29 protein-coding genes are annotated in these 25149 nt (G+C 64.2%); 8 read left to right on the top strand and 21 right to left on the bottom strand.

Translation table 11 applies throughout. The features are described from left to right. Positions 1 to 9 precede the first annotated feature (9 nt). The gene (locus tag C7451_RS13730) at positions 10 to 1221 is read left to right on the top strand and encodes a CaiB/BaiF CoA transferase family protein (RefSeq protein ID WP_110299531.1); all 1212 of its coding nucleotides are present in this window, start codon (positions 10 to 12) and stop codon (positions 1219 to 1221) included. A gap of 124 nt (positions 1222 to 1345) precedes the next feature. Here C7451_RS13730 and C7451_RS13725 read toward each other — a convergent pair whose 3' ends face one another. From C7451_RS13725 to C7451_RS13715, 3 genes are all read right to left on the bottom strand, one after another. Beyond that, a complete protein-coding gene (locus C7451_RS13725) occupies positions 1346 to 1978 on the bottom strand; it encodes an isochorismatase family protein (protein ID WP_110299573.1) in 633 nt (210 codons plus the stop codon). Positions 1979 to 2042: 64 nt separating this feature from the next. Next, positions 2043 to 3386 carry an oxygen-independent coproporphyrinogen III oxidase gene (gene hemN / locus C7451_RS13720; RefSeq protein ID WP_110299530.1) on the bottom strand — a complete coding sequence of 448 codons (1344 nt, stop codon included), beginning with the start codon at positions 3384 to 3386 and terminating at the stop codon, positions 2043 to 2045. A gap of 85 nt (positions 3387 to 3471) precedes the next feature. Then, a complete protein-coding gene (locus tag C7451_RS13715; RefSeq protein WP_244181891.1) occupies positions 3472 to 5343 on the bottom strand; it encodes a methyl-accepting chemotaxis protein in 1872 nt (623 codons plus the stop codon). Between the two features lie 299 nt (positions 5344 to 5642). Between C7451_RS13715 and C7451_RS13710 the strand changes: the two genes are divergently transcribed. From C7451_RS13710 to C7451_RS13705, 3 genes are all read left to right on the top strand, one after another. Continuing rightward, positions 5643 to 6173 (top strand): low temperature-induced protein, encoded by a 531-nt coding sequence (locus C7451_RS13710; protein WP_110299529.1) that lies wholly within the window; start codon positions 5643 to 5645, stop codon positions 6171 to 6173. 86 nt (positions 6174 to 6259) lie between these two features. Then, entirely contained in the window at positions 6260 to 6394 is a 135-nt protein-coding gene (locus C7451_RS20425) for a hypothetical protein (RefSeq protein WP_279629500.1), read from the top strand. After that, positions 6391 to 6762 carry a DUF421 domain-containing protein gene (locus tag C7451_RS13705; RefSeq protein ID WP_244181890.1) on the top strand — a complete coding sequence of 124 codons (372 nt, stop codon included), beginning with the start codon at positions 6391 to 6393 and terminating at the stop codon, positions 6760 to 6762. The genes C7451_RS20425 and C7451_RS13705 overlap by 4 nt, the downstream gene beginning before the upstream one ends. A gap of 13 nt (positions 6763 to 6775) precedes the next feature. On the opposite strand, the gene C7451_RS13700 is transcribed toward C7451_RS13705, so the two are convergent. The 9 genes from C7451_RS13700 to ccoN are packed head-to-tail and all read right to left on the bottom strand — an operon-like array spanning position 6776 to position 14793. After that, positions 6776 to 7036, bottom strand: coding sequence for a hypothetical protein (locus tag C7451_RS13700; protein WP_110299528.1), 261 nt, complete (start codon positions 7034 to 7036; stop codon positions 6776 to 6778). Further along, complete coding sequence (gene ccoS, locus C7451_RS13695; protein ID WP_110299527.1) at positions 7033 to 7197, bottom strand: cbb3-type cytochrome oxidase assembly protein CcoS; 165 nt, start codon at positions 7195 to 7197, stop codon at positions 7033 to 7035. The genes C7451_RS13700 and ccoS overlap by 4 nt, the downstream gene beginning before the upstream one ends. Further along, the gene (locus C7451_RS13690) at positions 7194 to 9329 is read right to left on the bottom strand and encodes a heavy metal translocating P-type ATPase (protein ID WP_110299526.1); all 2136 of its coding nucleotides are present in this window, start codon (positions 9327 to 9329) and stop codon (positions 7194 to 7196) included. The genes ccoS and C7451_RS13690 overlap by 4 nt, the downstream gene beginning before the upstream one ends. Beyond that, the gene (locus tag C7451_RS13685) at positions 9326 to 9796 is read right to left on the bottom strand and encodes a FixH family protein (RefSeq protein WP_110299525.1); all 471 of its coding nucleotides are present in this window, start codon (positions 9794 to 9796) and stop codon (positions 9326 to 9328) included. The genes C7451_RS13690 and C7451_RS13685 overlap by 4 nt, the downstream gene beginning before the upstream one ends. Then, positions 9796 to 11250: a cytochrome c oxidase accessory protein CcoG gene (ccoG, locus tag C7451_RS13680; protein WP_110299524.1), complete on the bottom strand. Its 1455-nt coding sequence runs from the start codon at positions 11248 to 11250 to the stop codon at positions 9796 to 9798. Before ccoG ends, C7451_RS13685 begins: the two co-directional genes overlap by 1 nt. Beyond that, a complete protein-coding gene (gene ccoP, locus C7451_RS13675) occupies positions 11243 to 12172 on the bottom strand; it encodes a cytochrome-c oxidase, cbb3-type subunit III (protein WP_110299523.1) in 930 nt (309 codons plus the stop codon). The genes ccoG and ccoP overlap by 8 nt, the downstream gene beginning before the upstream one ends. Beyond that, positions 12165 to 12323, bottom strand: coding sequence for a cbb3-type cytochrome c oxidase subunit 3 (locus C7451_RS13670; protein ID WP_060980016.1), 159 nt, complete (start codon positions 12321 to 12323; stop codon positions 12165 to 12167). The genes ccoP and C7451_RS13670 overlap by 8 nt, the downstream gene beginning before the upstream one ends. Next, positions 12320 to 13123: a cytochrome-c oxidase, cbb3-type subunit II gene (gene ccoO, locus C7451_RS13665; protein ID WP_110299522.1), complete on the bottom strand. Its 804-nt coding sequence runs from the start codon at positions 13121 to 13123 to the stop codon at positions 12320 to 12322. Before ccoO ends, C7451_RS13670 begins: the two co-directional genes overlap by 4 nt. An 11-nt stretch (positions 13124 to 13134) precedes the next feature. Then, entirely contained in the window at positions 13135 to 14793 is a 1659-nt protein-coding gene (ccoN, locus tag C7451_RS13660; protein ID WP_110299521.1) for a cytochrome-c oxidase, cbb3-type subunit I, read from the bottom strand. 175 nt (positions 14794 to 14968) lie between these two features. Here ccoN and C7451_RS13655 point away from each other — a divergent pair, with 175 nt between their 5' ends. Further along, a complete protein-coding gene (locus C7451_RS13655; protein ID WP_167398554.1) occupies positions 14969 to 15640 on the top strand; it encodes an OmpW/AlkL family protein in 672 nt (223 codons plus the stop codon). 19 nt (positions 15641 to 15659) lie between these two features. On the opposite strand, the gene C7451_RS13650 is transcribed toward C7451_RS13655, so the two are convergent. The 8 genes from C7451_RS13650 to C7451_RS13615 form a co-directional block, all read right to left on the bottom strand. Further along, the gene (locus C7451_RS13650; protein ID WP_110299519.1) at positions 15660 to 16352 is read right to left on the bottom strand and encodes a Crp/Fnr family transcriptional regulator; all 693 of its coding nucleotides are present in this window, start codon (positions 16350 to 16352) and stop codon (positions 15660 to 15662) included. 43 nt (positions 16353 to 16395) lie between these two features. Next, the gene (locus tag C7451_RS13645; RefSeq protein WP_208625218.1) at positions 16396 to 17700 is read right to left on the bottom strand and encodes a M20/M25/M40 family metallo-hydrolase; all 1305 of its coding nucleotides are present in this window, start codon (positions 17698 to 17700) and stop codon (positions 16396 to 16398) included. A gap of 50 nt (positions 17701 to 17750) precedes the next feature. After that, a complete protein-coding gene (locus tag C7451_RS13640; protein ID WP_110299518.1) occupies positions 17751 to 18524 on the bottom strand; it encodes a metallophosphoesterase family protein in 774 nt (257 codons plus the stop codon). Between the two features lie 166 nt (positions 18525 to 18690). Next, entirely contained in the window at positions 18691 to 19875 is a 1185-nt protein-coding gene (locus tag C7451_RS13635; protein WP_110299517.1) for a saccharopine dehydrogenase family protein, read from the bottom strand. A gap of 42 nt (positions 19876 to 19917) precedes the next feature. Next, positions 19918 to 20472: a dCTP deaminase gene (gene dcd, locus C7451_RS13630; protein WP_110299516.1), complete on the bottom strand. Its 555-nt coding sequence runs from the start codon at positions 20470 to 20472 to the stop codon at positions 19918 to 19920. A gap of 103 nt (positions 20473 to 20575) precedes the next feature. Further along, the gene (locus C7451_RS13625; RefSeq protein WP_110299515.1) at positions 20576 to 21022 is read right to left on the bottom strand and encodes a cytidine deaminase; all 447 of its coding nucleotides are present in this window, start codon (positions 21020 to 21022) and stop codon (positions 20576 to 20578) included. After that, positions 21019 to 21711: a glycoside hydrolase family 25 protein gene (locus C7451_RS13620; RefSeq protein ID WP_110299514.1), complete on the bottom strand. Its 693-nt coding sequence runs from the start codon at positions 21709 to 21711 to the stop codon at positions 21019 to 21021. Before C7451_RS13620 ends, C7451_RS13625 begins: the two co-directional genes overlap by 4 nt. 11 nt (positions 21712 to 21722) lie before the next feature. After that, positions 21723 to 22205, bottom strand: a complete 483-nt coding sequence (locus tag C7451_RS13615; RefSeq protein WP_060980007.1) for a UPF0262 family protein — start codon at positions 22203 to 22205, stop codon at positions 21723 to 21725. A gap of 136 nt (positions 22206 to 22341) precedes the next feature. Between C7451_RS13615 and C7451_RS13610 the strand changes: the two genes are divergently transcribed. Genes C7451_RS13610 through C7451_RS13600 form a run of 3 tightly spaced genes read left to right on the top strand, consistent with a single transcriptional unit; the run spans position 22342 to position 24382 of the window. After that, the gene (locus tag C7451_RS13610) at positions 22342 to 23892 is read left to right on the top strand and encodes a replicative DNA helicase (protein ID WP_110299513.1); all 1551 of its coding nucleotides are present in this window, start codon (positions 22342 to 22344) and stop codon (positions 23890 to 23892) included. Between the two features lie 11 nt (positions 23893 to 23903). Further along, complete coding sequence (locus C7451_RS13605) at positions 23904 to 24158, top strand: type II toxin-antitoxin system HicA family toxin (protein WP_110299512.1); 255 nt, start codon at positions 23904 to 23906, stop codon at positions 24156 to 24158. Beyond that, the gene (locus C7451_RS13600; RefSeq protein WP_110299511.1) at positions 24155 to 24382 is read left to right on the top strand and encodes a type II toxin-antitoxin system HicB family antitoxin; all 228 of its coding nucleotides are present in this window, start codon (positions 24155 to 24157) and stop codon (positions 24380 to 24382) included. Before C7451_RS13605 ends, C7451_RS13600 begins: the two co-directional genes overlap by 4 nt. On the opposite strand, the gene ubiG is transcribed toward C7451_RS13600, so the two are convergent. Beyond that, complete coding sequence (gene ubiG / locus C7451_RS13595) at positions 24379 to 25128, bottom strand: bifunctional 2-polyprenyl-6-hydroxyphenol methylase/3-demethylubiquinol 3-O-methyltransferase UbiG (RefSeq protein ID WP_110299510.1); 750 nt, start codon at positions 25126 to 25128, stop codon at positions 24379 to 24381. The two genes, C7451_RS13600 and ubiG, sit on opposite strands and share 4 nt — an antisense overlap. Positions 25129 to 25149 lie beyond the last annotated feature (21 nt).

The raw sequence follows: 25149 nt of genomic DNA, 5'->3' as shown, positions 1-25149 counted from the left end.
ACGGGTGAGATGAGCCAGGAAAACCGGGGGGCATTGGCCGGGATTCGTGTCGTCGAACTGGGACAGTTGATCGCAGGCCCGTTCTGCGGCCAGCTGCTCGGCGACATGGGGGCAGAAGTGATCAAGGTCGAGCCCCCCGCCGTCGACGGCAAGGGCGGCGGCGATCCCATGCGCAACTGGGGCCATGGCGAGCACAAATTGTGGTGGGAGGTCGTCTCGCGCAACAAGAAGTCGGTGAGCGCCAATCTGCGCATCGCCGAAGGGCAGGAGATCGTGCGCAAGCTCGCTGCACATGCCGACATCCTGATCGAGAATTTCAAGCCCGGCACGATCGAGAAATGGGGGCTGGGCCCCGATGCGCTGCACGCCATCAACCCGCGCCTGATCATCGTGCGCGTCTCGGGCTACGGTCAGACCGGCCCCTATTCATCGCGTGCCGGCTTTGGCGGCATCGGCGAGGCGATGGGCGGCTGGCGCGCGATCGTCGGCGATCCCGATCGTCCGCCCAGCCGCATGGGCGTGTCGATCGGCGACAGTCTCGCGGCGACCTATGGCTGCATGGGCGCGCTCGCCGCGCTCCATGCCCGCGAGCGGACCGGCAAGGGCCAGGTCGTTGACAGTGCGCTCTATGAAGCGGTGCTGCAGGTCATGGAAAGCCTGGTGCCCGAATATATGGTCAGCGGCCATGTCCGCAGGCGGACCGGATCGATCCTCGAAGGCATCGCGCCGAGCAACGTCTATCAGTGCAGCGATGGCGAATATCTGATCGGCGCCAATCAGGATGCGGTGTTCGCCCGTCTGTGCCAGGCGATGGGGCGGCCCGAACTCGCAACCGATCCGCGCTATGTCAGCCATGTCGCGCGCGGCCAGCACCAGAAGGAGCTCGATGGTCTGATCGAGGCCTGGACGAGGACGCTGACCGTGGCCGAGGTCGAGGCGCTGATGATCGAATACAGCGTGCCGGCGGGCAGGATCTACGGCGCGGCCGACATGCTGGAGGACGAGCATTTCAAGGCGCGCGAGGCCCTGGTCGAGGTGGAGAGCCCGCGCTGGGGCAGGTTCGCGATGCAGAACAGCTTCCCCAAGCTGTCCGATACGCCAAGCGGAATCCGCAGCCTCGCGCCGCAGAGCATCGGCGAGCATAATGACGAGATCTATGGCAGGCTACTCGGCATGGACCAGCAGACGATCGATAATCTGAAGGCGGCAGGGGCGATCTGATTCCGTCCGGGTGCCTCGTCATTCCCGCGAAAGCGGGAATCCCGCTTCTTTCTGTACCTTGCGTACAAGCGGGACCCCCGCTTTCGCGGGGGTGACGGGAAGGGGTTGGCAGGTGAAGGTCAACTCAACCTTTCAGCCCGGCCAGATAGTCCAGCGCCTCGGCCTCGCGCACCACATCGGCATATTTTGCGTCCATGTCGAACAGGTTGGCCTCGTGCGGGGCCTGGTGCCGGTCGCCGCACGCATCCGCGATGACGATGGGGATGAAGCCGTGGCTTGAGGTGTCGACACAGGTCGCGCGCACGCAGCCGCTGGTGGAAAGCCCGGTGAGCAGCACCGTATCGACGCCCATCGCGGTCAGCGTCGCGGCGAGCGAGGTGCCGAAAAACGCGCTCGGATATTGCTTGGAGATCACCAACTCGTCCGCATTCGGCTCCAGCCCCTGCGGCCAGGCGCCCATCGGTGATCCTGCCTTGAACACCTCGAGCAGCGGCGTCTTCTGCTTGAAGCGGCCGCCATCGACCATGCTGGGGTGATAGACGACATTGGTATAGATGATCGGGACGCCCGCCGCACGGGCGGCATCGCGCACGCGGATCGCGCTCGCCAGCGCATCGTCGACGTCAGCAAACAACGGGCAATCCGGATCGAAATAGGCCTGGACGAAATCGATCAGCAGCAGGGCGGGGCTTTTGCCGAAACCGATGCGGTTGCCGAACACGCCCGCATAGTTCGATGCTGCTTGCGATTCCGTCATGGCCAGTCCCCCTTTGCCGCCGATCCCCGCTGATTCGCGGGTCTGCAGCCTCAAGGGTTCAAGCTCAACAGGCTGGCGCTGCGGAATGCAAGCGCTGGGCTCCGCCATGCGGATGAATTTGCCCGCGAAAGCCATCGAACTGCGCGGCGATCACCCGCGCATAGGGTTCCGATCCCTCGGCCAGCACCAGATCGTGATCCTCCCAGAAAAGGAGCCCGCGCCGTTCGAACTCGGTCATTACGGCGCGGGCAGTAGGGAGGAACTCGTCATTCAGGCTCGCGCGGCCCCGGCACAGCAGCGCGTTGATGATGTCGCCGCGGCGGATATCGTCTGCATTGAGCGCGACGCCGCGCGTCGGCGTCAGGCGGCCCTCACTCACCAGCTTGCGATAGGGGCCCGCGTTCTTCTCGTTCTGCACGATCAGATCGGGGAAGATGCTGATCGCGCTGGCCCCGAAGCCCAGCAGCGTCGACGCGCCGTCATGGGTGAAACCCTGGAAATTGCGGTTCACGCGGCTTTCGCGCGCGGCAATGGCGAGCGGGTCATGCGGCAGCGCGAAATGATCGAAGCCGACAGGGACATAGCCCGCCTGGGTGAGCGTCAGATAGCCATAGGCCGCCTGTTCGAACCGCTCGCGATCATCGGGCAGGTCGCGTGCATCGATCCGCTTCTGCCGCGGAATCAGATCGGGAAGATGGGCATAGCCGAACAGCGCGATACGGCTGGGCGCAAGGCGGATCGTCTGCTGCAGCGTCGCATCGAGATCGTCGAGATGCTGGCCGGGCAGGCCGTACATCAGGTCGAAATTGATCGCGTCGATCCCGCGCATCCTGAGGCTGGTCATCGCGGTCTCGATATGGTCGAGCGGCTGGATGCGGCCGATCGCCGCCTGGATATGCGGCGCGAAGGTCTGTACCCCCATGCTCACCCGGCCGACCCGCGACGATGCCAGCACCAGCGCCCATTCCGAGGAGAAGTTGCGCGGGTCGATCTCGATCGACACTTCGGGGCGAGAGCAATCGAACACCGTCATGATCCGGTCGAGCAGGCGCACGAACTCGACCGGCGCGATGGCATTGGGGCTGCCCCCGCCAAAGGCGATATGCTTCACGCGACCGCGCCCGCCCAGCCTCTTGGCGACCATCGCGATCTCGGCGCGCAGGGCGGTCAGATAATCGGTCAGCCGGTGCTTGCGATTGGCCGCGCCGGTGTTGCAGCCGCAATACCAGCAGATCTGCTCGCAATAGGGTATGTGGACATAGAGCGAGAGAGGGGCTCCCGATTCCACCGCATCGAGCGCGTGCATATACTGCTGAGCCCCCACATCCTCGCCGAAATCGGCCGCGGTCGGATAGCTCGTGTAGCGCGGCACGGGGCGGCTGAGCAGATCGGGGTGATATGTCCACATGCCCGCAGATTATGCCGTTCGGCGTCGGGCAACATTGATGGAGGTCAAAGTTCCTCGAAAGACGCGCGCGCGGTGCCTGCGCCCGTCAGAAGCTGGACCAGCTCTCGTTATCGGGATCCGCCTTCAGCGCCAGATTGCCGGTCACCAGCGCAGGCCGATGGTTCGCATGGGCAGGGCGCGAAGCTGGGCGGCTGGCGCGCTGGCCGGTGTCGAAGCCTTCGACCAGCCTTGCAAGGTCGTTCGCCTCGTCGGCAAGGCTGCGTGCGGCGGCGTTGGACTGTTCGACCATTGCGGCATTCTGCTGCGTCATCTTGTCCATGTCGCTCACCGCCTGGTTGACCTGCTGCAGCCGCAGCGCCTGAGCCTGGGCGGAATCGGCGATCTCGGCGATGCGGTCGTTGATCGCGGCGACGCGCTCGCCGATCCGCATCAGAACGGTACCGGTTTCGTCGACCAGCGCCACACCTTCGGCCACCGATGCGTGCGATGCGCCGATCAGCGCCTTGATGTCGCTGGCGGCGTCGGCGGAACGCTGTGCGAGTGCGCGGACCTCGTTGGCGACGACCGCAAATCCCTTGCCCGATTCGCCGGCGCGCGCGGCTTCCACCCCGGCGTTGAGCGCGAGCAGATTGGTCTGGAAGGCGATGCCGTCGATGACATCGATGATGCTGGTGATCTCGTTGGCAGACTTCTGGATATGCCCCATCGCCTCGACCGCGCGCGTGACGACGATGCCGCCCTCGGTCGCGCTGCCGTGCGCGTCGGACACCTGCTGGCCGACATCGAAGGCATTCTTCGCGGTCTGTTGCACCATGCCGGTGACCTCACGCATCGCGGCGGCGCTTTCCTCGATATTCGCCGCCTGCTGCTCGGTACGCTGCGCCAGATCGCCCGAGGCCGATCGGATCTCGGCCGATCCGTTGAGCACATTGCTGGCCGAGGAAGCAGTCCGGGTGACCACGCTGCACAAGGTTTCGGTCGCGCTGTTGAAACTGATCCGCAGTGGTTCGAACTCGGGCGGAAAGGCCGCAGCGATGCGATAGGCCAGGTTGCGACTGGCGAGCGCCTCGAGCCCCATGGTCAGCTCGCGCACCACACCAGCCTGGACGTCGGCGGCGAGGCAGGCCTGCGAGGATTTGCGGAAGACCTCGATCGCGCGCATCATGTCTGCGATTTCATCCATCGGCTTGTCGAGCCTGGCCTCGGCCCCGAGGTCGCCCTCGGCCATGCGCCACATGACCCCGGACACGGCCTTCAACGGATCGACCAGATGGCGGCGCAGCAGCAGATTGGCTGCGGCCAGCACGAGCAGCAGGATGAGCCCCGCCACGGCCATCGCGACAAACGCCATGGTGACATAGCTGTCGCCGGCTTGCCGCGTTGCGGCCTGATAGATGGAGGTCTGCTCGACCAGCCGGTCGATCTCGCGCCGGTGATCGGCATAGGCGCCGGCCAGCCGCCGGACGCTCTGCCGCGCGGCCACCTCGTCGCCGCGTTTCAGGCTGGGCAGAAATCGCTGTTCGAGCTCGGTATAGAAGCGGCGGGCAGGGGCGTCGACATTGTGCACCTGAGCCTTCAGGTCATCGGGCAGGGTGGATGCCGCCCAGTGTCTCTGGCGCGCGTCGAACTCACTGTGCAGCTTTTTCAGCCGTGCGGCATGATGATCGAACTGCTGAGGCTCGGCCATGGCCAGTCTCGCCTCAAGATAGGATTCGAGAATATAGACCGGTGGCGGCAAGATATCCGCGACAAGATCGGACGCCTGCTGATTGTCGTTCGAGATCGGGCCGCCGACACTGATGGTGGCCATCGCCGCGCCTACGAAAAGCGCAGCAGCCGCTACGGTAGCGAAAATGACGCCGGTCCCTGCCAGCGTGGCCTTGCCGATCTGCATCTGTCCTGCCCTTTCGCGCCAGCCAGATCGCCCGGTTCCCGACATCATCGGGGAAAGTGTCATGAGCCTCAGCTTTTCTGAAGGCTGTCTGGAATAGCGAATGCGCGACATAGTTACGCAAAGCGCTGAATTTTGGGTTAACGCCAAATTATGCTTGAGTAACAATGAATAGAGCTGATCCTTGCGGCAATGTCTTATTCTCGCGTTGCTCAATCAGCAAACGCAACGGAACAGCTGTCCTGGAATCCGAACACCGAACGCCGCGCCATTCGAGCTTGGTCTGGCATTTTTGCATGCAGGGAACGGACGTGCCTGTGCCCTCGTATCTTCCCTGTCGGGCCGGGTGACAGAGGAGAAACCCCATGCATAACAGTTTCGTATCCGCGATCTTCGACAATCAACGACAGGCCGGACAGGCAGTCGAACAGCTCCGTTCGGCCGGTGTGCCCGACAGCGCGATTTCCATCATCGCGCGCTCGGAAGACGGGAAGGCGACTGCCACCGATGGTGCAGGCGAAGAAACGACGCGTGACGTGGTCGGCACGGCGGCCGCCGGCGCAGGCCTGGGTGCGCTGTTCGGCATCGCCGCGCTCGCCATTCCTGGCGTCGGGCCTTTCATAGCCGCAGGCGCCATTGCCGAGGCGGCGGTTGGCGGCGCGGCGATTACCGGAACCGTGGTCGGAGCCGCGGCAGGCGGCCTGCTCGGTGTCCTTACCAGCCACGGCGTCGACGAGGACGAGGCCCGTTTCTATGAAGAGCGCATGACGCAGGGCGGAATTTTCGTATCGGTCGATGCCGATGCTGCCGGTGTCTCGCCCATGCATGTGCGTGACATCCTGTTCGGGGCAGGCGGCTACAATTCATTGAACGCGCGCACCGGCACGCTCGCCTGATCCGGCCTGAAACGGGGTCGGCCGCATCGGCTGTCGGCCCCGTTCAGATGTTTCGCAAAGCTTGCGGCGAGAGCCCGGGAGCGGACATGTTCTTTGACGACTGGAATTCGGTGCTGCGTGTGCTGGTGCTGGGCGTCGGTGCCTATGTTTCGCTGGTTCTGCTGCTGCGGCTCAGCGGCAAGCGGACGCTGGCGAAAAGAATGCATTCGACCTTGTGGTGACGGTCGCGCTGGGTTCATCGCTTGCGACCATCATTCTGAGCAAGGACACTGCGCTGGCTCAGGGTGTAGCGGCCTTTCTCGTGCTTGGACTGGCGCAATATCTCATCGCTGCCTTGTCCGTACGGTTCCGCGCCGTCGAGGCTGTCGCGAAGGCGGATGCTTGCTGTCTGCTGATAGACGGGAAGCTCCAGGAAGAGGCCATGAAGCACGAACGGGTTACGCGCGCGGAGGTACTCTCGGCCGTGCGCAGCGCGGGTTATGGTGATCTTTGCGCTATTGCCGCAGTGGTTCTGGAGACCGATGGCAGCTTCAGCGTGATTCTGCGGAGCCAGGCTGGAAATCGCGACGCTCTGCCGTCTGCCAACTAGTCAGCCCAACTAGTCAGCAATGCGGGCCGGCCTTCTTGCCGGTACTCTTGCCGCGCCGGTCGGTCATGGCATGACAGGCCTTGGCGCAATCGCTTTGCTTCCTGGGCAGGCCATCGTCCTTCTCGGGAATCAGGATCGTGGTCGTGCCGCCATTGCAGTTTTCCATCACCAAAACCCGGCCTTGCGCGCGCGCCAGCGGGGCGTTGACCATCGCGATGGCGATGACCAGCGCGCATAGGGCGGGAAGACCGCCGGGACGGCGCAGCGCGTTCATGGCAGGGCCCCGTCGGCACCGGCATCGTCGTCGACCAGAATGCGCAAGGCGGCGCCATCCATATCGTCATACTGACCGCCCTGGACCGACCAGAAGAAGGCGCCCAGCCCCAACAGGCCGAGCGACAGGGCGATAGGGATAAGCAGCAGCAGACCGTTCATTTCAACGCTCCCTTGAGGCGCAGCGCATTGCCCACGACGATCAGCGACGAGCCCGACATGGCGATCGCGGCGACCAGCGGCGTGACCAGTCCGGCAAAGGCAAGCGGCACCGCGACGACATTGTAGCCGATCGCCAGTGCGAAGTTCTGGCGGACAATTGCCTGGGTGCGCTTGGCCATGCGGATGGTGTCGACCACAGGCATCAGTCGGTCACCCATGAAGATGCAGTCCGACGCGTTCTTGCCGACATCGCTGGCGCTGCCGGGCGCCATCGAGGCGTGGCCGGCAGCGAGAGCGGGGCCGTCGTTCAGGCCATCGCCGATCATCAGCACCTTGTGACCTGCGCCGCTGGTACGTCCGATGGCGGCGAGCTTGTCCTGTGGGCTGAGCCCGGTCATCGCGGTGAGGCCCAGTGCGCGCGCGACCGGCGCGACGGCTTCGATGCGGTCGCCTGACAGGATCATGGCATCGACGCCTTCCGCCCTGAGCGCGCCAATCGCCTGCACCGCATCGGGGCGCAGCGCATCGGCAAAGCGCACCAGCGCGACAGGCTGGCCGTCGATGCTGAGTTCGCTTGCCAGTTCGCTTCCCGCCTCGTGCCCTTGCGGCCTGCCGAGCGTGACCGGACGATGGTTCCATAGGGCGGCAACGCCGAAGCCCGGCGTTTCCTGGACCTCGTCGATCTGCGCGGCGTGCACGCCCTGCGCGGTGAGGTCGCGGGTGAGCGCTGCGCTCAAGGGGTGACGGCTCATCTGTGCCAGCGCCAGCAGCAGCGGGTAATGTTCGCGCGCGATCTCGGCCAGATTGCTCGCGACCGGGCGGCCGAGCGTCAGCGTGCCGGTCTTGTCGATCAGCGCGCGGTCGATCTCGGCCATGCGCTCGAGCGCGGAGCCGTCCTTGATCAGCACCCCGCGCTTCATCAATGCGCCTGCCGCGACGATCTGCGCGGCGGGGACTGCGAGGCCCAGCGCGCAGGGGCAGGTGATGATCAGCACTGCCACCGCGATCAGCAATGCCTCGTGCCAGCCAGCGCCTGCGACCATCCATCCGGCAAAGGCAGTGATAGCCAGGCCATGCACTGCGGGGGCATAGAGCCGCGCGGCGCGGTCGGCGATGCGGACATAGCGCGACTTGCCCTGTGAGGCCTCGCCCATCAGCCGTGCGATATCGGCAATTGCGGTATCGGTGCCTGCAGCGGTCACGCGCACGCGCACCGGGGCATCGATGTTGAGCGTTCCGGCATGCACCGGATCGTCGATATCGGCATCCTGCGGCGCGCTCTCACCAGTCAGCAGGGACAGGTCGATCCGGGTACGGCCCTGCACGATCACGCCGTCAGCGGCGAGGCGCTCGCCCGCCGCCACCAGCATCACCATACCGGGCTGCAGCTGGGTCGCATCGGTCCAGTGGGTGCTGCCATCCGCACCGACCACCATCGCGCCGGTGCCCATGTTGCGCAGCAGCGCGGTGACGCCGCCGCGCGCGCGGTCGCGCATCACGCTGTCAAGCCAGCGGCCACAGAGCAGGAAGAACAGCAGCATGACGGCACTGTCGAAATAGGCATGCGCGCCATGCGTCGCGGTCTCGTAGATGCTGAGCGCCGTGGCGAGCGTGACGCCGATGCTGATCGGCACGTCCATATTGGTGTGCCCGTGGCGCAGTGCGCGCCAGGCCGAGCGGAAGAACGGCCGCCCAGCATAGGCAATGGTCGGCAGCGCGATGAGCGCGGAGAGCCAGTGGAACAGGTCGCGTGTCACCCCGGTCGCGCCCGACCAGACCGAGACCGAGAGCAGCATGATGTTCATCATCGCAAAGCCGGAGACCGCGACCGCGCGGACCAGTTCCTGGCTGCTCGCCGCCTCGCCGTCGACGTCCTTCGGGCCCTCGCCGATCGGATGCGCCTCGAAACCCAGCGAGGTGAACGCGCCGAGCAGGGCGGGCATATCCGCATCGGCGGTATGCGCCACATGCACGCGCTTTTCGGTGAAGTTGACGCGCGCGCTCCTGATCCGGGCATCGCGCACCAGGCCCTGTTCGAGCTTGGAAATGCACCCGGCGCAGCGAATGTCAGGCACGGCAAAGTCGCGTTCGATCAGCGCCGGTTCGGGCGCGAGACGGGTCATCACGTTCATTTCAGGTCCCTCCGATACCGTGCCTCGTCGTCGCCATGGGTCACGGCGAGCTCGATCCGCCAGCGGCCCTGCGGAATCGCCTTGGTCGATACAATTCCGCCCTGGCCGTCGCCGACCATCACCAGCGCCTGCGAGGGCAGGCGGCCCAGCGGGTGGTGGATCATCGCGGTGGCGCTTTCGATCGGTAGGCGCTCGCCGTCATGCGCCAGCGTCACGCGGACATGGCGGGTGCGGTCGAGCCAGACCGAGGGCTGCCAACCGAGCCGGTCCTGCGCCTCGGCCTTCTCGAGCAGCTCATTATAATGCTGGCTGGCGACATAGCTGTTTTCGACCACCTTGCCGCCGAAGCTCGACAGCGCCAGTCGCGCCATGGTGAAGTTGACCGCCATGACGATGACGAAAAACCCGACAAGGATCGCAGTGATGTGCCAGCCGGTAAAAGGGCGAGGGGCGGTGCGGGTAGCCATTATCGTGCCTCCGGACGGTCGAACTGGATGGTGTCTGCATCGCCTCGCGCATCGCCGTCGCGGCCTTGTGTGGCGATGGTGAAGTCCTGCCGCGCCGGGCCATCAGCAGGCGCGGCTATGAACAGGCGGACGCGGGTGACGCTGTCGGGCGAGATGGTCATCTCGACCCGCTGGCTTGCCTTTTCGCGCGATCCGGTCTCGGTCCAGAGCTGCGCACCGGGCAGGCCGCTGACGCTGATCGCCACCTTGCGCGGGCGCGCTTCCATGTTGCGCAGCTTGAGCGTGTAGTTGTTGCGGATCATCCCGTCGGACAGCTGGACATGGAGCGGGCTGCGCTCGTGCTGCACGGCGAGATCGAGCCGGGTGCGCTGGCCGAGCGTGAAAAGCATCGCCAGGCCGATCGCGCACCAGATGGCCAGATAGACCATCAGACGGGGGCGCAGCAGCGTCTTGAGCACCGGCTGCGCGGTGCCGCCCGCGCGCTCGACCGCGACATCGTCGAGCGCGCAATAGTCGATCAGCCCGCGGGGACGACCGACCTGCGCCATCACATGATCGCAGGCATCGATGCACAAGGCGCAGGTTATGCAGCCGATCTGCGGCCCGGTGCGGATGTCGATGCCGGTGGGGCAGACCGCGACGCACTGGTTGCAGTCGACGCAATCGCCGACGCTGCCCGGATGCGCGAGCGCGGTCTTGAGGCTGCCGCGCGGCTCGCCGCGCCAGTCCTTGTAGGTCACCAGCAGCGACTTTTCGTCCATCATTGCGGTCTGGATGCGCGGCCAGGGGCACATGTAGATGCACACCTGTTCGCGCATGAAACCACCGAGCACGAAGGTCGTCGCGGTGAGCACGCCGACCGTCGCATAGGCGACAGAGGCAGCCTCGCCGGTCCAGAATTCGCGTGTCAGGGTCGGCGCATCGGCAAAATACATGATCCACGCGCCGCCGGTCCAGAAGGCGATGGCGAGATAGAGCCCGTATTTGAGCGTGCGCTTTCCGATCTTCTCCAGCGTCCAGGGGCCGTTGGCGAGCCGGATCTGCGCGTTGCGGTCGCCGTCGATCAGCCGGTCGACATGCTGGAACAGGTCGGTCCAGACGGTCTGCGGGCAAGCATAGCCGCACCAGGCCCGGCCGACCGCGCTGGTGACCAGGAACAGGCCGATGCCCGCCATGATCAGCAGCCCCGCGACATAATAGAATTCGTGCGGCCAGATCTCGATCTGGAACATGTAGAAGCGCCGGTTCGCGAGATCGACCAGTACCGCCTGGTCGGGCGCATAGGGGCCGCGATCCCAGCGGATCCACGGCGTTCCGTAATAGATGGCCAGGGTGACGGCCATGATCAGCCATTTCAGGCGGCGGAACGGACCGTCCACCTTTTTGGGATAGACGCCCTTGCGTGCGACGTAGAGCGGGCCTTCGGCACCCGCAAGGGCGTCAGGGTTAGCCATTGTCGGCCTCCCCCTTGGGCTGAGCGGTGAGGACAGGAGCGGGAGCGTCCTCTCCGCCGCCCAAAGAATGGACATAGGCGCTGAGCATCTTGATGGTCACCGCGTCGAGCTTGTCGTTCCAGCGCGGCATCACGCCGTTGCGCGGGGCGTAGATCGTCTTCGCGATCGCCTCGCGGCTGCCGCCATAGAGCCATACGGCGTCGGTCAGCTTCGGGCCGCCCAGCTCACGGATGCCCTCGCCGTTCGTGCCATGACAGGCGACGCAATTGGCCTCGAACAGCACCGCGCCGCGTGCCGAAGAAGCGCTCGGCTTTTCCTGGCGGCTGATGACGCGGACATGGCTGACCAGATCGTTGATCGCGGCAGTGTCGAGAATGCCGTCCTTGCCGAATGCGGGCATCACGTTGAAGCGCGTTTCGGTGTGGTCGGGGTTGCGGATGCCATGCGTCAGCGTGGTCTCGATCGCAGCGAGGTCGCCGCCCCACAGCCAGTCGTCATCGGTCAGGCTGGGATAGGCTCCGGCCACGCCAGCCCCGCCCGCGCCATGGCACTGCACGCAATGCACCTTGAACGCGGCGCTGCCACCCTGGATCGCGGCTTCCATCAGCTCGGGCCGGGCGGCAAGATCGGTAATCGCCGTGGCCGCAATCGCCTTGGCGATCGGCGCGCGCTTGGCATCCTGCGCGGCGAGCTCGGCCTTGAGATCGCCGCGGCTCGACCACTCGAGCATTCCGCGCGTGGCGCTGTTGACCATCGGCCAGGCCGGGAACAGCACGACATAGACCGCCGCCCAGGCGATGGTCGCGTAGAAGGTCCACAGCCACCAGCGCGGCAGCGGGGTGTTCAGCTCTTCGATGCCGTCCCATTCATGGCCGACGGTGGCGGTGCCGGTGGGTTCGTCGATGCGGCTCTTGTCAGACATTGTCGTCTTCCCTGAAGATCATGTTGGCGGCGTCGTGGTTGTGCTGGCGCGCGCCCTTGCGGAAGGGCCAGGCGATCAGGCCGATGAACAGCACGGTCATGGCGAGCAGGCCCCAGCTGTCGGCAAAGTGGCGCAGATCGTCATAGGTCATGGATTGCCTCCCTTGGCCGGGGCAGCGGCGGCGACCTTGGCAGGCACGGGCGCATCGCCCTGATCCTGCGGCGCAGCCTTTTCGACATCGACCAGAGTGCCCAGCATCTGCAGATACGCGATCAGCGCGTCCATCTCGGTAATCCGCGACGGGTCGCCGTCAAAGTCGCGCACTTGCGCCTTGGGGTAGCGCGCCTGCAGTTCTTCGGCCCCATCCGCATTGGGGTCGGCCTGTGCCTTGAGGTCCGCATTGGCGGCGGCGATTGCGGCCTTGCTATATGGTACGCCTACCCGTGAGAGAGCCGTGAGGTCATCGCTCATGTCGCCCGCTTCCAGTTCACGCTCGGCGAGAAACGCATAAGGCGGCATGATCGATTCCGGCACCACGCTGCGCGGATCGGCGAGGTGCGCGCGGTGCCATTCGTCCGAATAGCGCTTGCCGACGCGGGCCAGGTCCGGCCCGGTGCGCTTCGATCCCCATTGGAACGGGTGATCGTACATGCTTTCGGCCGCGAGGCTGTAATGGCCGTAGCGTTCCACCTCGTCACGGAACGGACGGATCATCTGGCTGTGGCAGGTATAGCAGCCCTCGCGCATGTAGATGTTGCGTCCGGACAGCTCGAGCGGGGTATAGGGGCGCATCCCCTCGACCTTCTCGATCGTGTTGTCGATCCAGAAGAGCGGGGCGATTTCCACGATGCCGCCGACGACGACGGCGGCGAGCGCGCCCAGGCCCAGCAGGGTGATGTTGCGTTCCAGCTTCTTGTGGCTGAAGCGCGGTTCGGCGATTGGTTCGGCCATTTCTCGGCTCCTTATTCAGCGGGCACAGCGACCAGCGGACGGTCGGCGGCGGCATTGTGCGGCGTTTCGGTCATCGGCTTCTCGTCGCGGACCTTGCCGGCCAGCGTTGCCCAGACATTGACGATCATGATGATGAAGCCGCTGAGGTAGAGCAGGCCACCAAAGGCGCGCATCAGGTACATCGGGTGCATCGCGGCGACGGTTTCGACGAAGCTGTAGACCAGATATCCGTCGGCCCCGTATTCGCGCCACATCAGGCCCTGCATGATGCCCGCGACCCACATCGAGGCGGCGTAGAAGACGATGCCTGCACTCGCGAGCCAGAAGTGCCAGTTGACCATCCGCAGCGAATAGAGCCGCTGGCGACCCCAGAGCCGCGGGACCAGATAGTACATGCAGGCAAAGGTGATCATGCCGTTCCAGCCCAGCGCGCCGCTATGCACATGGCCGATGGTCCAGTCGGTATAGTGCGACAGGCTGTTGACCGACTTGATCGACATCATCGGGCCTTCGAAGGTGCTCATGCCATAGAAGGCGAGCGCCATGACCATCATGCGGATAATGGGATCGGTGCGGATCTTGTCCCACGCGCCGTTGAGCGTCATCAGGCCGTTGATCATGCCGCCCCAGCTCGGCATCCACAGCATGATCGAGAAGACCATGCCCAGGGTCTGCGCCCAGTCGGGCAGCGCGGTGTAATGCAAATGGTGCGGACCCGCCCAGATATAGAGGAAGATCAGCGACCAGAAGTGGATGATCGACAGCCGATAGCTGTAGACCGGGCGCTCGGCCTGCTTGGGCACGAAATAGTACATCATGGCCAGGAAGCCGGCGGTCAGGAAGAAGCCGACGGCGTTATGGCCGTACCACCACTGGGTCAGCGCATCCTGCACGCCTGCGAACGCCGCATAGCTCTTCGATCCGAAGATGGTGGCGGGCAGCGACAGGTTGTTCACCACGTGCAGCATGGCGATGGTGATGATGAAGCTGAGATAGAACCAGTTGGCGACATAGATATGCGGTTCGCGCCGCTTCACGATCGTGCCGACGAACACCGCCAGATAAGCAAGCCAGACGATGGTCAGCCACAGATCGACATACCATTCGGGCTCGGCATATTCCTTCGCCTCGGTCACGCCCATCAGATAGCCCGTCGCGGCGAGCACGATGAACAGCTGATAGCCCCAGAACACGAAGCGGGCCATGGACGGGAAGGCCAGGCGCGCGCGGCAGGTGCGCTGCACGACGTAAAAGCTGGTCGCGATCAGCGCATTGCCGCCGAACGCGAAGATCACCGCCGAGGTATGCAGTGGCCGCAAGCGTCCGAAAGTCGTGAACTCCAGATTGAAGTTGAGCGCGGGATAGGCAAGCTGCAGCGCGATGAACAGCCCGGCGGCAAGGCCGGCAGTGCCCCAGAACAGGGTGGCGATAACGCCCCAGCGAATGGGATCGTCATCATATTCGCCCTGATGGGCGGGCGCCCTCAGGATGCCCCGCGCGATCGCGCCATAATCGGCACGGCTCATGGTGAACCAAAGGGCCAGCAGCGCGGCGATCATCATGATCGTCATATGCACCGCATAGGGCGTGTCGACGGCCATCACCGCCATTGCCAATGCCAACAGGGCAAGGCCCAGCCAGCCCCCGGCCTTCATTACCAAACCATCCATGATTTCAGTCCCCGTGCACGCGGTTTCACGACAGAATCCGCGCTTCCTCCGCAGCGGTGTGCCTCGGACGGCCCGACAAGACATTGATCCGGGTCAAAGAAATTTTTGCGCCGCATCAATGCGACGAACCGAGGCCCGGGGCAGGGAAGCGGTCACTCAAGGAGGAGTGATCAACATGAACACCAAGATTATCCCGCTGGCTCTCACGGCAGCCGCGCTGGCCCTTCCCGGTCAGGCGATGGCACAGGCGGGCGAAGTGCACTTCAAGGTTCTGGGCACGCTGGTCGCGCCCGATGGCAAGATCAGGGACGTCAAGGTCGATCGCATCGGTCTGCCCGCCGGAACCCAGACCAAGGCGAACGACAATTTCGTGCCGACGGTCGCGATCGAGTATTTTCTCGCCGATTCGCTGTCGGTCGAAACCATCGCCGGGGTGACCGAGCATGATGTCGATGGACGCGGCGCGTTGGCGGGTGCCGGCCTCGTATCAAATGCCAAGATCGTGCCCGCGACGGTCACGCTGAAATATCATTTCGGCAAAGCCGGCGGCATCCGCCCCTATATCGGCGCCGGCCCCAGCTATTTCATCTTCATCAACGAGAAGCCCGGCGCGACGACGCGGGCGCTCGGTGCGACCAGCCAGAAGATCAACGATACCGTCGGCGCGGCGCTGCAGGCCGGCATCGATATTCCGGTCAACGACAAGGGCATGTTCGTCTCGGCCGACGTGAAGCGCTATTTCCTGCGCCCGCTGGCCAGTTGGCGCGCCAATGGCGTCGAGGTGCTCCGCACCCGGCACGAGCTTGATCCCTGGGTGATCAGCGCAGGCATCGGCTTCCGCTTCTGAAGCCCCGGCGGTGGGCGAATCAGCCCGCCATCTCTTCCATCGCGGCGCGGTTTCGGATCACGATCTCGCGGCGCGATGGCAGGGAGACGAGCCCGTCGCTCTTCATCCGTGTGAGCTGGCGGCTGGTGGTTTCGATGGTGAGGCCCAATATGTCGGCGATCTGCTGGCGCCCGAAAGGCAGCTCGAAGCCATTGAGCGAACCATCGGCATTGCAACCCTGGCCCGAGAGGCGATCGGCCATCTCGAGCAGGAAGGAGGCCACCTTTTCGGTCGCCGACTTGCGGCCCAGCAGCATCATCCAGTGGCGCGCGCGGTCCAGCTCGTCGAGCGTGCGGCGCAGAAGCTTCTGCTGAAGGTCGGGATGGTCGCTGGCAAAATCGTCGAACGCGTTGCGGTTGAAGATGCACACCTCGGCATCGGTCATGGCGGTGACGCTATAGGGGCTTTCCTTGCCGAACGGGCGACCGATGAAATCCGACGGAAAGACGATGCCGACAATCTGCTCGCGCCCGTCGGATGCTGCGACGACGAGCTTGAGCACACCTTCGAGCACGTTGGCGACGACGGGCGCGTCATCGCCTTCCCACAGCAGGGTATGGCCAGCCTTGACCTTCTGGCGGCGGCCCATCTTGCCCAGAATCAGCAATTCGTCTGGTGTCAGGCTTGAACAGATCGCGCGATTCCGCACGATGCAGGAAGAACAGTCGTTCATGGTCCATCCCTAACCAGGAAACTGTAAACTGAGCTTAACACAGTTACTGTCGTGGTGGCAGACCTGCAAATGTAATCGCGCTTTCGGCCCCATTTTCCGCGACAGCAGCGACACCGGCGAAATGATCATCGACAATCACGCCGGGCAGCGTCAGCTTGGTATCGGTGGTTTCCTGCGACTGTTCCCAGTCGCGCGCATCGGCCCGGCGCCAATAGACCCTGTAGCGCGCCGCGCCGGGAACTTCGGCCCAGCTTACCTTCGTGTCGGTGCTGAGCGCGCCGCCCAGCACCGCATTGGCCGGGGCAGGCGGGGCACTTGCGAGCTCGCCGATCAGCGCGATGTTGAGCGCCGTGACGCGGGCGAGATAGGGAAAATCCATTTCGTCGATCGTGTCGCCGAACTTGCGGCCGTTTTCCTCGCGAATGTCCTGATGCTGATGGTCGTAATTCTCGACACCGACGGTGAAGCGGATCGCAGGATAGCCCAGTTCAAGCGCGGGAAGGTGATCGCCGCCGCGCGAGAAGCGGTCCGGACGGCGCACCCCGAACACCTCGAGTCCAAGATCGCTGCGCGCCTTGCCGACGCGCTGTGCGGCACGCATCAGCGCGCGCGAGGGGCCGTCATCCTCCGCTCCGCTGCCGCGCCGCGCCATGGCTTCGACCATGGATTCCGATGCGCGGATGCCCTCGCTGAACACGCGCACCCGGTCGGATACCTTGCGGCCATCCTGACCCTCGGTATTGCCGACAATGTCGTTGTTGAGCAGCGCGCGCACCTGCCAGCCGCGCGCCCGTGCGGTCTCGGCGATCAGACGACCACCCCACAAGCCCTGTTCCTCGCCCGACAGCACCGCATAGATGATCGTCGGCGCGAATTTTTCCTTGCTCAAGATGCGCGCAGCCTCGAGCACGAGCGCGACACCCGAGCCGTCATCATTGGCGCCCGGCGCGTCGCTGGTGAAATCGGCGACATCCGATACTCGGCTATCGATATGCGCGGAAATGATGATGATATCGTCGGGATTGCCCGTGCCCTGCTGCACGCCCAGCACGTTGACGACATTCACGCCATTGGGCGCGCGCGGCCCGGTGAAGCGCCGGTCGATCTGCTCGACGGTGATGCAGCCGCCACATGCCTTGCCGATCCTGGCGAATTCCGCCGCTGCCCAGCGCCGGGCCGCACCGATGCCGCGCGTCGGATGATCGGGCGACGAAAGCGTATGGCGCGTCCCGAAACTCACCAGTTTCTCGACATCGGTGCGCAATCGGCCCGGATCGGCCTCGGGCGCAGCAAGCGCCGGGGTTACGGAAAGGGAAAGCGTTGCGACAAGCGACAGGATTTTCAGCATGAGCGCACGCTGACGCAAATGTCCTGTCCATGCAAGACTTTGGGCAAGAATCAGCTGCCGGTTTTCAGATACCAGCGCTCTCGCCCTTCCAGGCACAAGGCGGTGAGCATGCCGCTCATATAGGCGCCGGTATCGATGCCGATACGATTGGGGCATTCCTCGACATCGTCGGTGATCGAATGACCGTGCACGATCAGCTTGTCATGGGGGCTTTCGTCGAACAGGAAATCTTCGCGAATCCAGCGCAGGTCCTTGGGGCGCTGTTCCTCGATGTTCTTGCCCGGACGGATGCCGGCATGGACAAAGGCGTAATCGCCCATGACGATCCGGTCCTTGAAGCTGCGGACGAAGTCGAGATGGCGGGCAGGCAGCAGGCTGGGCAGCCGCTGGGCCAGCTCTTCCATGCTCAGTTCGTTATATTCGCGAGGGGAAATGTCATAGCTGAGGATCGTCTCGCGCCCGCCGATCTTGCAGAAGAAGCGGACAAGCTTCTCGTCGCCCTCGGCAGCGGCAAGATACACTTCCTCGTGGTTGCCCATCAGGAAATGGGCATTGCCGCCAAGCGTCTCGGACAGTTCGATCGCACGATCGATCACGCCCGCGCTGTCGGGGCCGCGGTCCATGAGATCGCCCAGAAACACGACATGCGTATCGGCAGGCCCACGGCTGCGATCGTCGGCCATGATCTGGTCAAGCAACTGGTCCAGCAGGTCGCGCCGCCCGTGAATGTCTCCGATTGCATAGACACGCAGGCCCTCGGGCAGGGTGGCAGTGTCGATGGGAGCCGCCGGTTTGGGCTTTCTGCGCAGCAAGGCCTTCAGCATATCGCGTTCGATTCGTCGGTTGTCGTTGTCGTGCGTCGCCCCAAGCGGCTGCTATATGCGCCAATTCCCGGAAAGTGCAATGGGCCAGCGTTCGCAGGTGCAGCAATTGCCGCCAGTGTCACAAGCTCGCAACATGTACCCCTCCCCGGCGGGGAGGGGTAAAGGCTCATTCCGCCGCGAAGCTCAATCCCGCCCTGGCGACCAGACGCTTGACCAGATGCTCGCCCAGCACTGCGCCCGGCGTGGTGATGCCGCCGGGTCCTTCGGGCACGTCCTCGATCAGCCCGAGTGCGCTTTCGGCGATCATCTTGGATGTCGAGCCATATCCCGGATCCTTGTCGCCCTTCACGCCATAAAGCTGGACCTGACCATCGGGCATCTCGGCGACGAACAGCACGTCGTAGAAGCCGTTCTCGCGCTCTTCCTTGCTCGGGCCTTCGCCCGGCTTGGGGCCGCCTTCGCCGCCCATCATGTCGGTGCTGGCGATATGCTTGGCGATCGCCTCGCCCTTTTCGCCCGGGCCGGTCAGCATCATCTCGTCATAGACGAAATCCTGGCCATAGAGGTGGCCGAGCAGCGCGTTGGTGCGATGGACGTTCTTGGTGTTGATCGGCGCCATGATGAACGGCGCGGCCCAGCTGCCCAGCTTGTCGTCATGCTCGGGCTTGTTCCCCTTCGGCTGGGTCGGACCTTCAAAGCCGCCTGCCAGGCTGAACGGGTTGGTCAGATAGCCGAGCAGTTCCGGATTGCGCGCAACCGATGCCATGGTGGCCTTGAGCGAGGCCGCCGTGCCACCCGAGAAGGTGCCCTGCATGGCGCGCACCCGGCCCTTGATCCGCGGGGCGGGCTTGCCGAACTTCGCGACGCACTCCTTCTGCAGCATCAGCACGCCGAGATCGAACGGGATCGAATCGAACCCGGTCGAGAACACGATGCGCGCGCCGCTTTGCTTTGCCGCCGCATCATATCTGTCGATCATCTGCCGCATCCAGGCGGGCTCCCCGCACAGGTCGACATAATCGGTGCCATTAGCGGCGCAGGCGGCGACCAGCGGCTCGCCATAGAGCTGGTACGGGCCGACCGTGGTCAGCACGACCTTGGTGCGCTTGGCCATCGCGTCGATGGTCTCGGGCTCGTCGGCATTGGCAACGACGATCGGCGTCTCGGCGGGCAGGCCCATTTCGGCGAGCACCGCCGCCATCTTCTCGGCCGAACGCGCCGCGACCGCCCATTTCGGGGCATCACCGCCCTGGCCATAGCTGTTCTGCAGATATTCGGCTACGAGGCGCCCGGTAAAGCCGCTGGCACCATAGACGATGACGTCGAACTCGCGCGAATCCCGTGCGGACATGAGGCTCTCTCCTGCTGTGATGTTATAAGACGTGCTTGTGGGTCAAAGCCGGGGCAATGTCACGCCGCGCTGGCCCATATATTTGCCCGCGCGGTCGGCATAGCTGGTCTCGCACGGTTCGTTGCCCTTCAGGAACAGGAACTGGCACGCGCCTTCATTGGCGTAGATCCTGGCTGGCAGCGGCGTGGTGTTGCTGAATTCCAGGGTGACATGGCCTTCCCAGCCCGGTTCGAGCGGGGTGACGTTCACGATGATGCCGCAGCGGGCATAGGTCGATTTGCCGAGGCAGATCACCAGCACATCGCGCGGCACACGGAAATACTCGACCGTGCGGGCGAGGGCGAACGAATTGGGCGGAATGATGCAGACATCGGTCTTGCGGTCAACAAAGCTGTTCGGATCGAACGCCTTGGGATCGACCACCGAGGAATTCACGTTGGTAAAGATCTTGAACTCGTCCGCCACCCGCGCGTCATAGCCGTAGGACGAAAGGCCGTACGAGATGCAGCCATCGCGCCGCTGCGCCTCGACGAACGGCTCGATCATGCCGTTCTCCTGCGCCTGGGTGCGGATCCATTTGTCGGAAAGGATGGACAAGAGCAGAGCTTTCTCTCTTTTCGTCATTCCCGCGAAAGCGGGAATCCCGCTATGGATGAGGAAGCGGGACCCCCGCGTTCGCGAGGGTGACGGGTTTACAGGACTATTCCAGATTGGCCGGGCCGAAGGCGGCTGGCAAGAGCACCGAGAGCCGGTGCTCTATCGACCCGGTCGCGTGGCCCGAATAGACGATCGGGTCGGTGCCGCCCAGTTGTGCAAGTTCGTTCATGACCTGGCGGCAGCGGCCGCAGGGCGTGACCGGATGGGGCCCCGGGGCCAGATCTCCATCGGCACCAATCGGCCCGCCCATGATCGCGACCTCGACCAGACCGGTCCTCCGCCCCTGAAGGTTGGCAGCGATCGCGGCACTGGTTTCGGCACAGATGGCAAGGCCGTAGCTCGCATTCTCGAAATTGCTGCCGGTAATGACCGTGCCGTCATCGAAGCGGAAGGCAGCGCCGACATGAAAGCCCGAATAGGGCGCATAGGCCGTGAGCGCCGCCTTGCGCGCGGCCTCCAGCAATTCGGTTCTGCCTGTATCTTCACTCATGGTCGCACCACATTCCAGCGCACGCCGTCAGGCGCGCCATTGATCCGGTAGAAACTGCTCGATTGCCACATGACCCAGCGCTTGGCGGCATAATCGGGCGGCACGAAATCGCCGATCAGCCAGACCGTGCGGGCCAGGCCCTCGCTGATCTGATATTCATCCTCGAAATCGCGGCCGATGCGCAGCAGGGCTGGCTTGCCCGCATGGTTCTCGATCTGATTGAGCAAGGTGTTGAGTTCGCCCAGCAGCATCGCGCGGTCGGGACGGGTCTTGCACGTCTCGTCCAGTTCAAGGCTGACCACGGGCGGCAGCATGTCGGGATCGCGCGGCACGGTGGTGATGAACTGCTGCGCCTGGGACGCTTCGTCGGCACACAGGCTGAATTCATGCACAGCGCCATAGCGCATGCCGGCAGAGCGCGCGCCCTTGATGTTTGCGGCAAAGCGCGGATCGCGCAAGCTTCCGCCAGCACTGGCACGCACATAGGCAAAATCCGCACCCAGGGTCGCGAGGGTCGGCCAGGCGAGATCGCCATCGCCAGAGCTGACATACAGGCCCTGAACGGGATAGTCCTTGCGCGAAGGTGCCCAGCCGGTGATGCCGCCCCAGACGAGGCCCGCCAGCACTGCGACGAGCAGCGCCAGCAGCACAAGGCCGATGGTCCAGCGTTTCAGGGTGGATGGGCGCATGATGGCTCTGGTCAGCCCTTGATGTGCAGCACACAGATCAGCGTGAACAGACGGCGTGCGGTGGGAAAGTCGATCTCGATCTTGTCCTGCAGCCGCTCGACCAGCAGTTCTGCTGCATCATTGTGGACGCCCCGCCGCGCCATGTCGATCGTCTCGATCTCTTGCGCCGTCGCCTTGCGGATCGCCTGATAATAGCTGTCGCAAATGGCGAAATATTCGCGGATCGGACGGCGGAAGCGGCCCAGTGCCAGCACCAGCGTTTCCAGATGGCTGCCATCCTCGCGCGAGATGGTGATCGCCAGCCGCCCTTCGAATACCGCCAGATGCAGCCGGAAAGGCCCGGCATAGCCGTCTGGATAAGCCTTGAGAGGCTTGAAGAAATTGTCCTCGATCAGGTCGAAAATGGCGATGCGCCGTTCCTGCTCGATATCCGCATTGCGCCACAATATGGTCTGCTCGTCGAGCTCGACATGGATGATGCGCGGGTTGGACATGGGGGCCAGTCTTTCCCCCAAGCCGTGCTGCGGGGCAAGCGGAAAAACCCGCCACTGCCGCTGTCCCCGGCCTTGTCCACACGAATATTGCCGCCAGTGCCTTGCGCGCCACAGCGCCAGCGGCGATTATGGCCGGATGCCCGAAGACATCCTGCTACAACCCGCTCCGCCTCCCGCGCTTCCGCCTCAGATTGCCGCGCCTGCCCAGCGCGAATCCGCCGAGGCCCGGTTGCCGCGCAACATCGAGGCTGAAGCCGCATTTCTGGGTGCGTTGCTGATCGATAACCGCATTGCCGAAGAGGTCGGGGCGCGGCTCAAGGCGGAACATTTCTTCGAAAGTGTTCACCAGCGGCTTTACGCGCAGATCATGAAGCTGATCGACAAGAACGTGACGGTCACTCCGGTTACGCTCAAGCCGTTTTTCGAAAATGATGCAGGCCTCGCCGAGCTGGGCGGGATGCGGTATCTGGCGCGGCTGACCGGCGATGCCGGCGGGCTTATCGGCGCGCGCGACTTTGCCGAACAGATCTACAATCTGGCCCTGCTGCGCGAGCTGATCCAGGTCGGGCGCACGCTCGTCGAAAAGGCCATGGATACCAGCGAGGCGGTCGATCCGCTGGGGCAGATCGAGCTGGCCGAAGCCGCGCTCTACAATGTCGCGCAGGGCGAGGGCGATACCAGCGGGGCGGTGCAGTTCAATGTGGCGACGCGCACCGCGCTGTCGATGGTCGAAAAGGCCTTGAACAGCGGCGGTCATGTCTCGGGCGTGACCACGGGCCTGACCGATCTCAACGCCAAGATCGGCGGTCTGCATCCTTCGGACCTGCTGATTCTCGCCGGGCGCCCCGGCATGGGCAAGACCTCGCTTGCAACCAATATCGCGTTCAACGCCGCGGCCCGCTGGCGGCTCGACAAGGCGGCGGGCGTGGCGGACGACAAGAATGTCGGCGCCAAGACCGCGTTTTTCAGCCTGGAAATGTCGGCGGATCAGCTGGCGACGCGTATCCTGGCCGAACAGTCTCGGATCAGCTCTGAAAAGCTGCGCATGGGCCAGATCGCGCGCAACGAGTTCCAGCGGCTGGTAGCCGCCTCCCAGGAGCTGGAAGACCTGCCGCTGTTCATCGACGATACGCCTGGCCTGACCATCGCCGCGCTCCGCGCCCGCGCCCGACGCCTCAAGCGAAAGCACGATATCGGCTTTATCGTTGTCGACTATCTCCAGCTGCTCCAGGGCACGGGCCGCAACGAGGGCCGCGTCAACGAGATTTCGGAGATCAGCCGGGGTTTGAAGACGCTCGCCAAGGAACTGCACGTGCCGGTGATGGCATTGTCGCAGCTCAGCCGCGCGGTCGAGAGCCGCGAGGACAAGCGCCCGCAGCTGTCCGACCTTCGCGAATCCGGCTCGATCGAGCAGGACGCCGATATCGTGCTGTTCATCTACCGTGACGAATATTACAATCAGGCGCTGCAGCCCAGCGTTCCCGACGACAACAGCACGCCCGAGGAAGTCGAAAAATACCGGGTCTGGATGGAACGCCACCTCAAGGTGCAGGGCAAGGCTACGGTTGTCGTGGCCAAGCAGCGCCACGGCTCCACCGGCAACGTCCAGCTGCGCTTCGAAAGCGAATTTACCAAGTTCAGCGATCTCGCCCGCGAGGACTATATGGAAGGCGGGTTTGACGAATAAGGCGGCATGTATTGACCCGGATCGGCAAACTTCAGGAGAAACTGCTGCGCGGTAGCGCGCTCAGCTTCGCCGAGTTCGAGCGGCTGTTGATAGCTTATGGCTTTGCGCTGGATCGCGTCAAAGGCAGTCACCATATCTACAAGCATCAAAGCATCGGAGACCGGATCAACGCCCAACCCGATGGCAAATTGGCCAAGCCCTATCAGGTGCGGCAGTTTCTTGTTATTATCGAGGCTCACGGGCTTAAGTTGGATGATAAGGCATGACGCCGCATTACCATATCAATCTGTTCTGGTCGGCAGAGGACGAAAGCTGGATCGCGGACGTGCCCGATCTGAAGCATTGCAGCGCGCATGGAGCGACTCCTGAACAGGCTGCCGCAGAAATTGCGATCGCTATCGAAGCCTTTGTCGAAAGTCTGGAAGCAGATGGCGTGCCCGTTCCCGAACCTCGCTATCGCCCAGCCTATCAGAGCGTTCGGGCTGCCTAACCCCGCACCACCGTCATCAGGTAATTGAGCGCCAGATTGTCGCTCAGGTGCAGGCCCTTGATCGGGTCCCAGGCGATGCCGCGCGTGTCGGTCACGGTCAGGCCCGCGTCCTTCAGCAGCGCGGTCATTTCCTCCGGCGTCAGGAACTTGTGCCAGTCATGCGTGCCGCGCGGTACCTGGCCCAGCCGCTCCGCCGCCTCGACCAGCATGAGGCGGGATATTGGCGTGCGGTTGGGGGTGGAGAGCAGCATCAGTCCGCCGGGGGACAGCGCGCGCTCCAGCGCGGCGACGAACGCGGCCGGATCTGTGACATGCTCGATCACTTCCATCGAGGTGACGAGGTCGAAAGTCTCGCCTTCCAGCGTCTCGACATCGACATTGCGATAATCGATCGCCAGGCCCATCGCTTCGGCATGGGCCTGCGCCGCCGCGACATTCTCCGCCGCTGCATCCAGAGCCGTTACCTGCGCGCCCAGCCGGGCCAGCGGTTCGGCAAGCAGGCCTGCACCGCAGCCGACATCGATCGCGCTGCGCCCCGCCAGCGGCTTGCGCGCCGCGCCTGCCTCGGGCCAGTGCCGGTCGATCGCCGCGCGGATATAGGCGAGGCGCACCGGGTTCAGCCTGTGCAGCATCGCCGATTCGCCTTTCGGGTCCCACCATTCCGCTGCCAGCCGGCCGAAATGCGCAGCCTCTTTGGGATCTATGGTTCCGCTACGTGCTTCGGCGGTTGCGGTGCTTGCGTTCATGATGGGGCCTCTCTATGGCAG

Source organism: Blastomonas natatoria (genome assembly GCF_003201955.1).
Classification (GTDB): Bacteria; Pseudomonadota; Alphaproteobacteria; order Sphingomonadales; family Sphingomonadaceae; genus Blastomonas; species Blastomonas natatoria.
The sequence above is the reverse complement of the archived record's forward strand: the minus strand, read 5'-3'. Positions and strand labels throughout refer to the sequence as shown.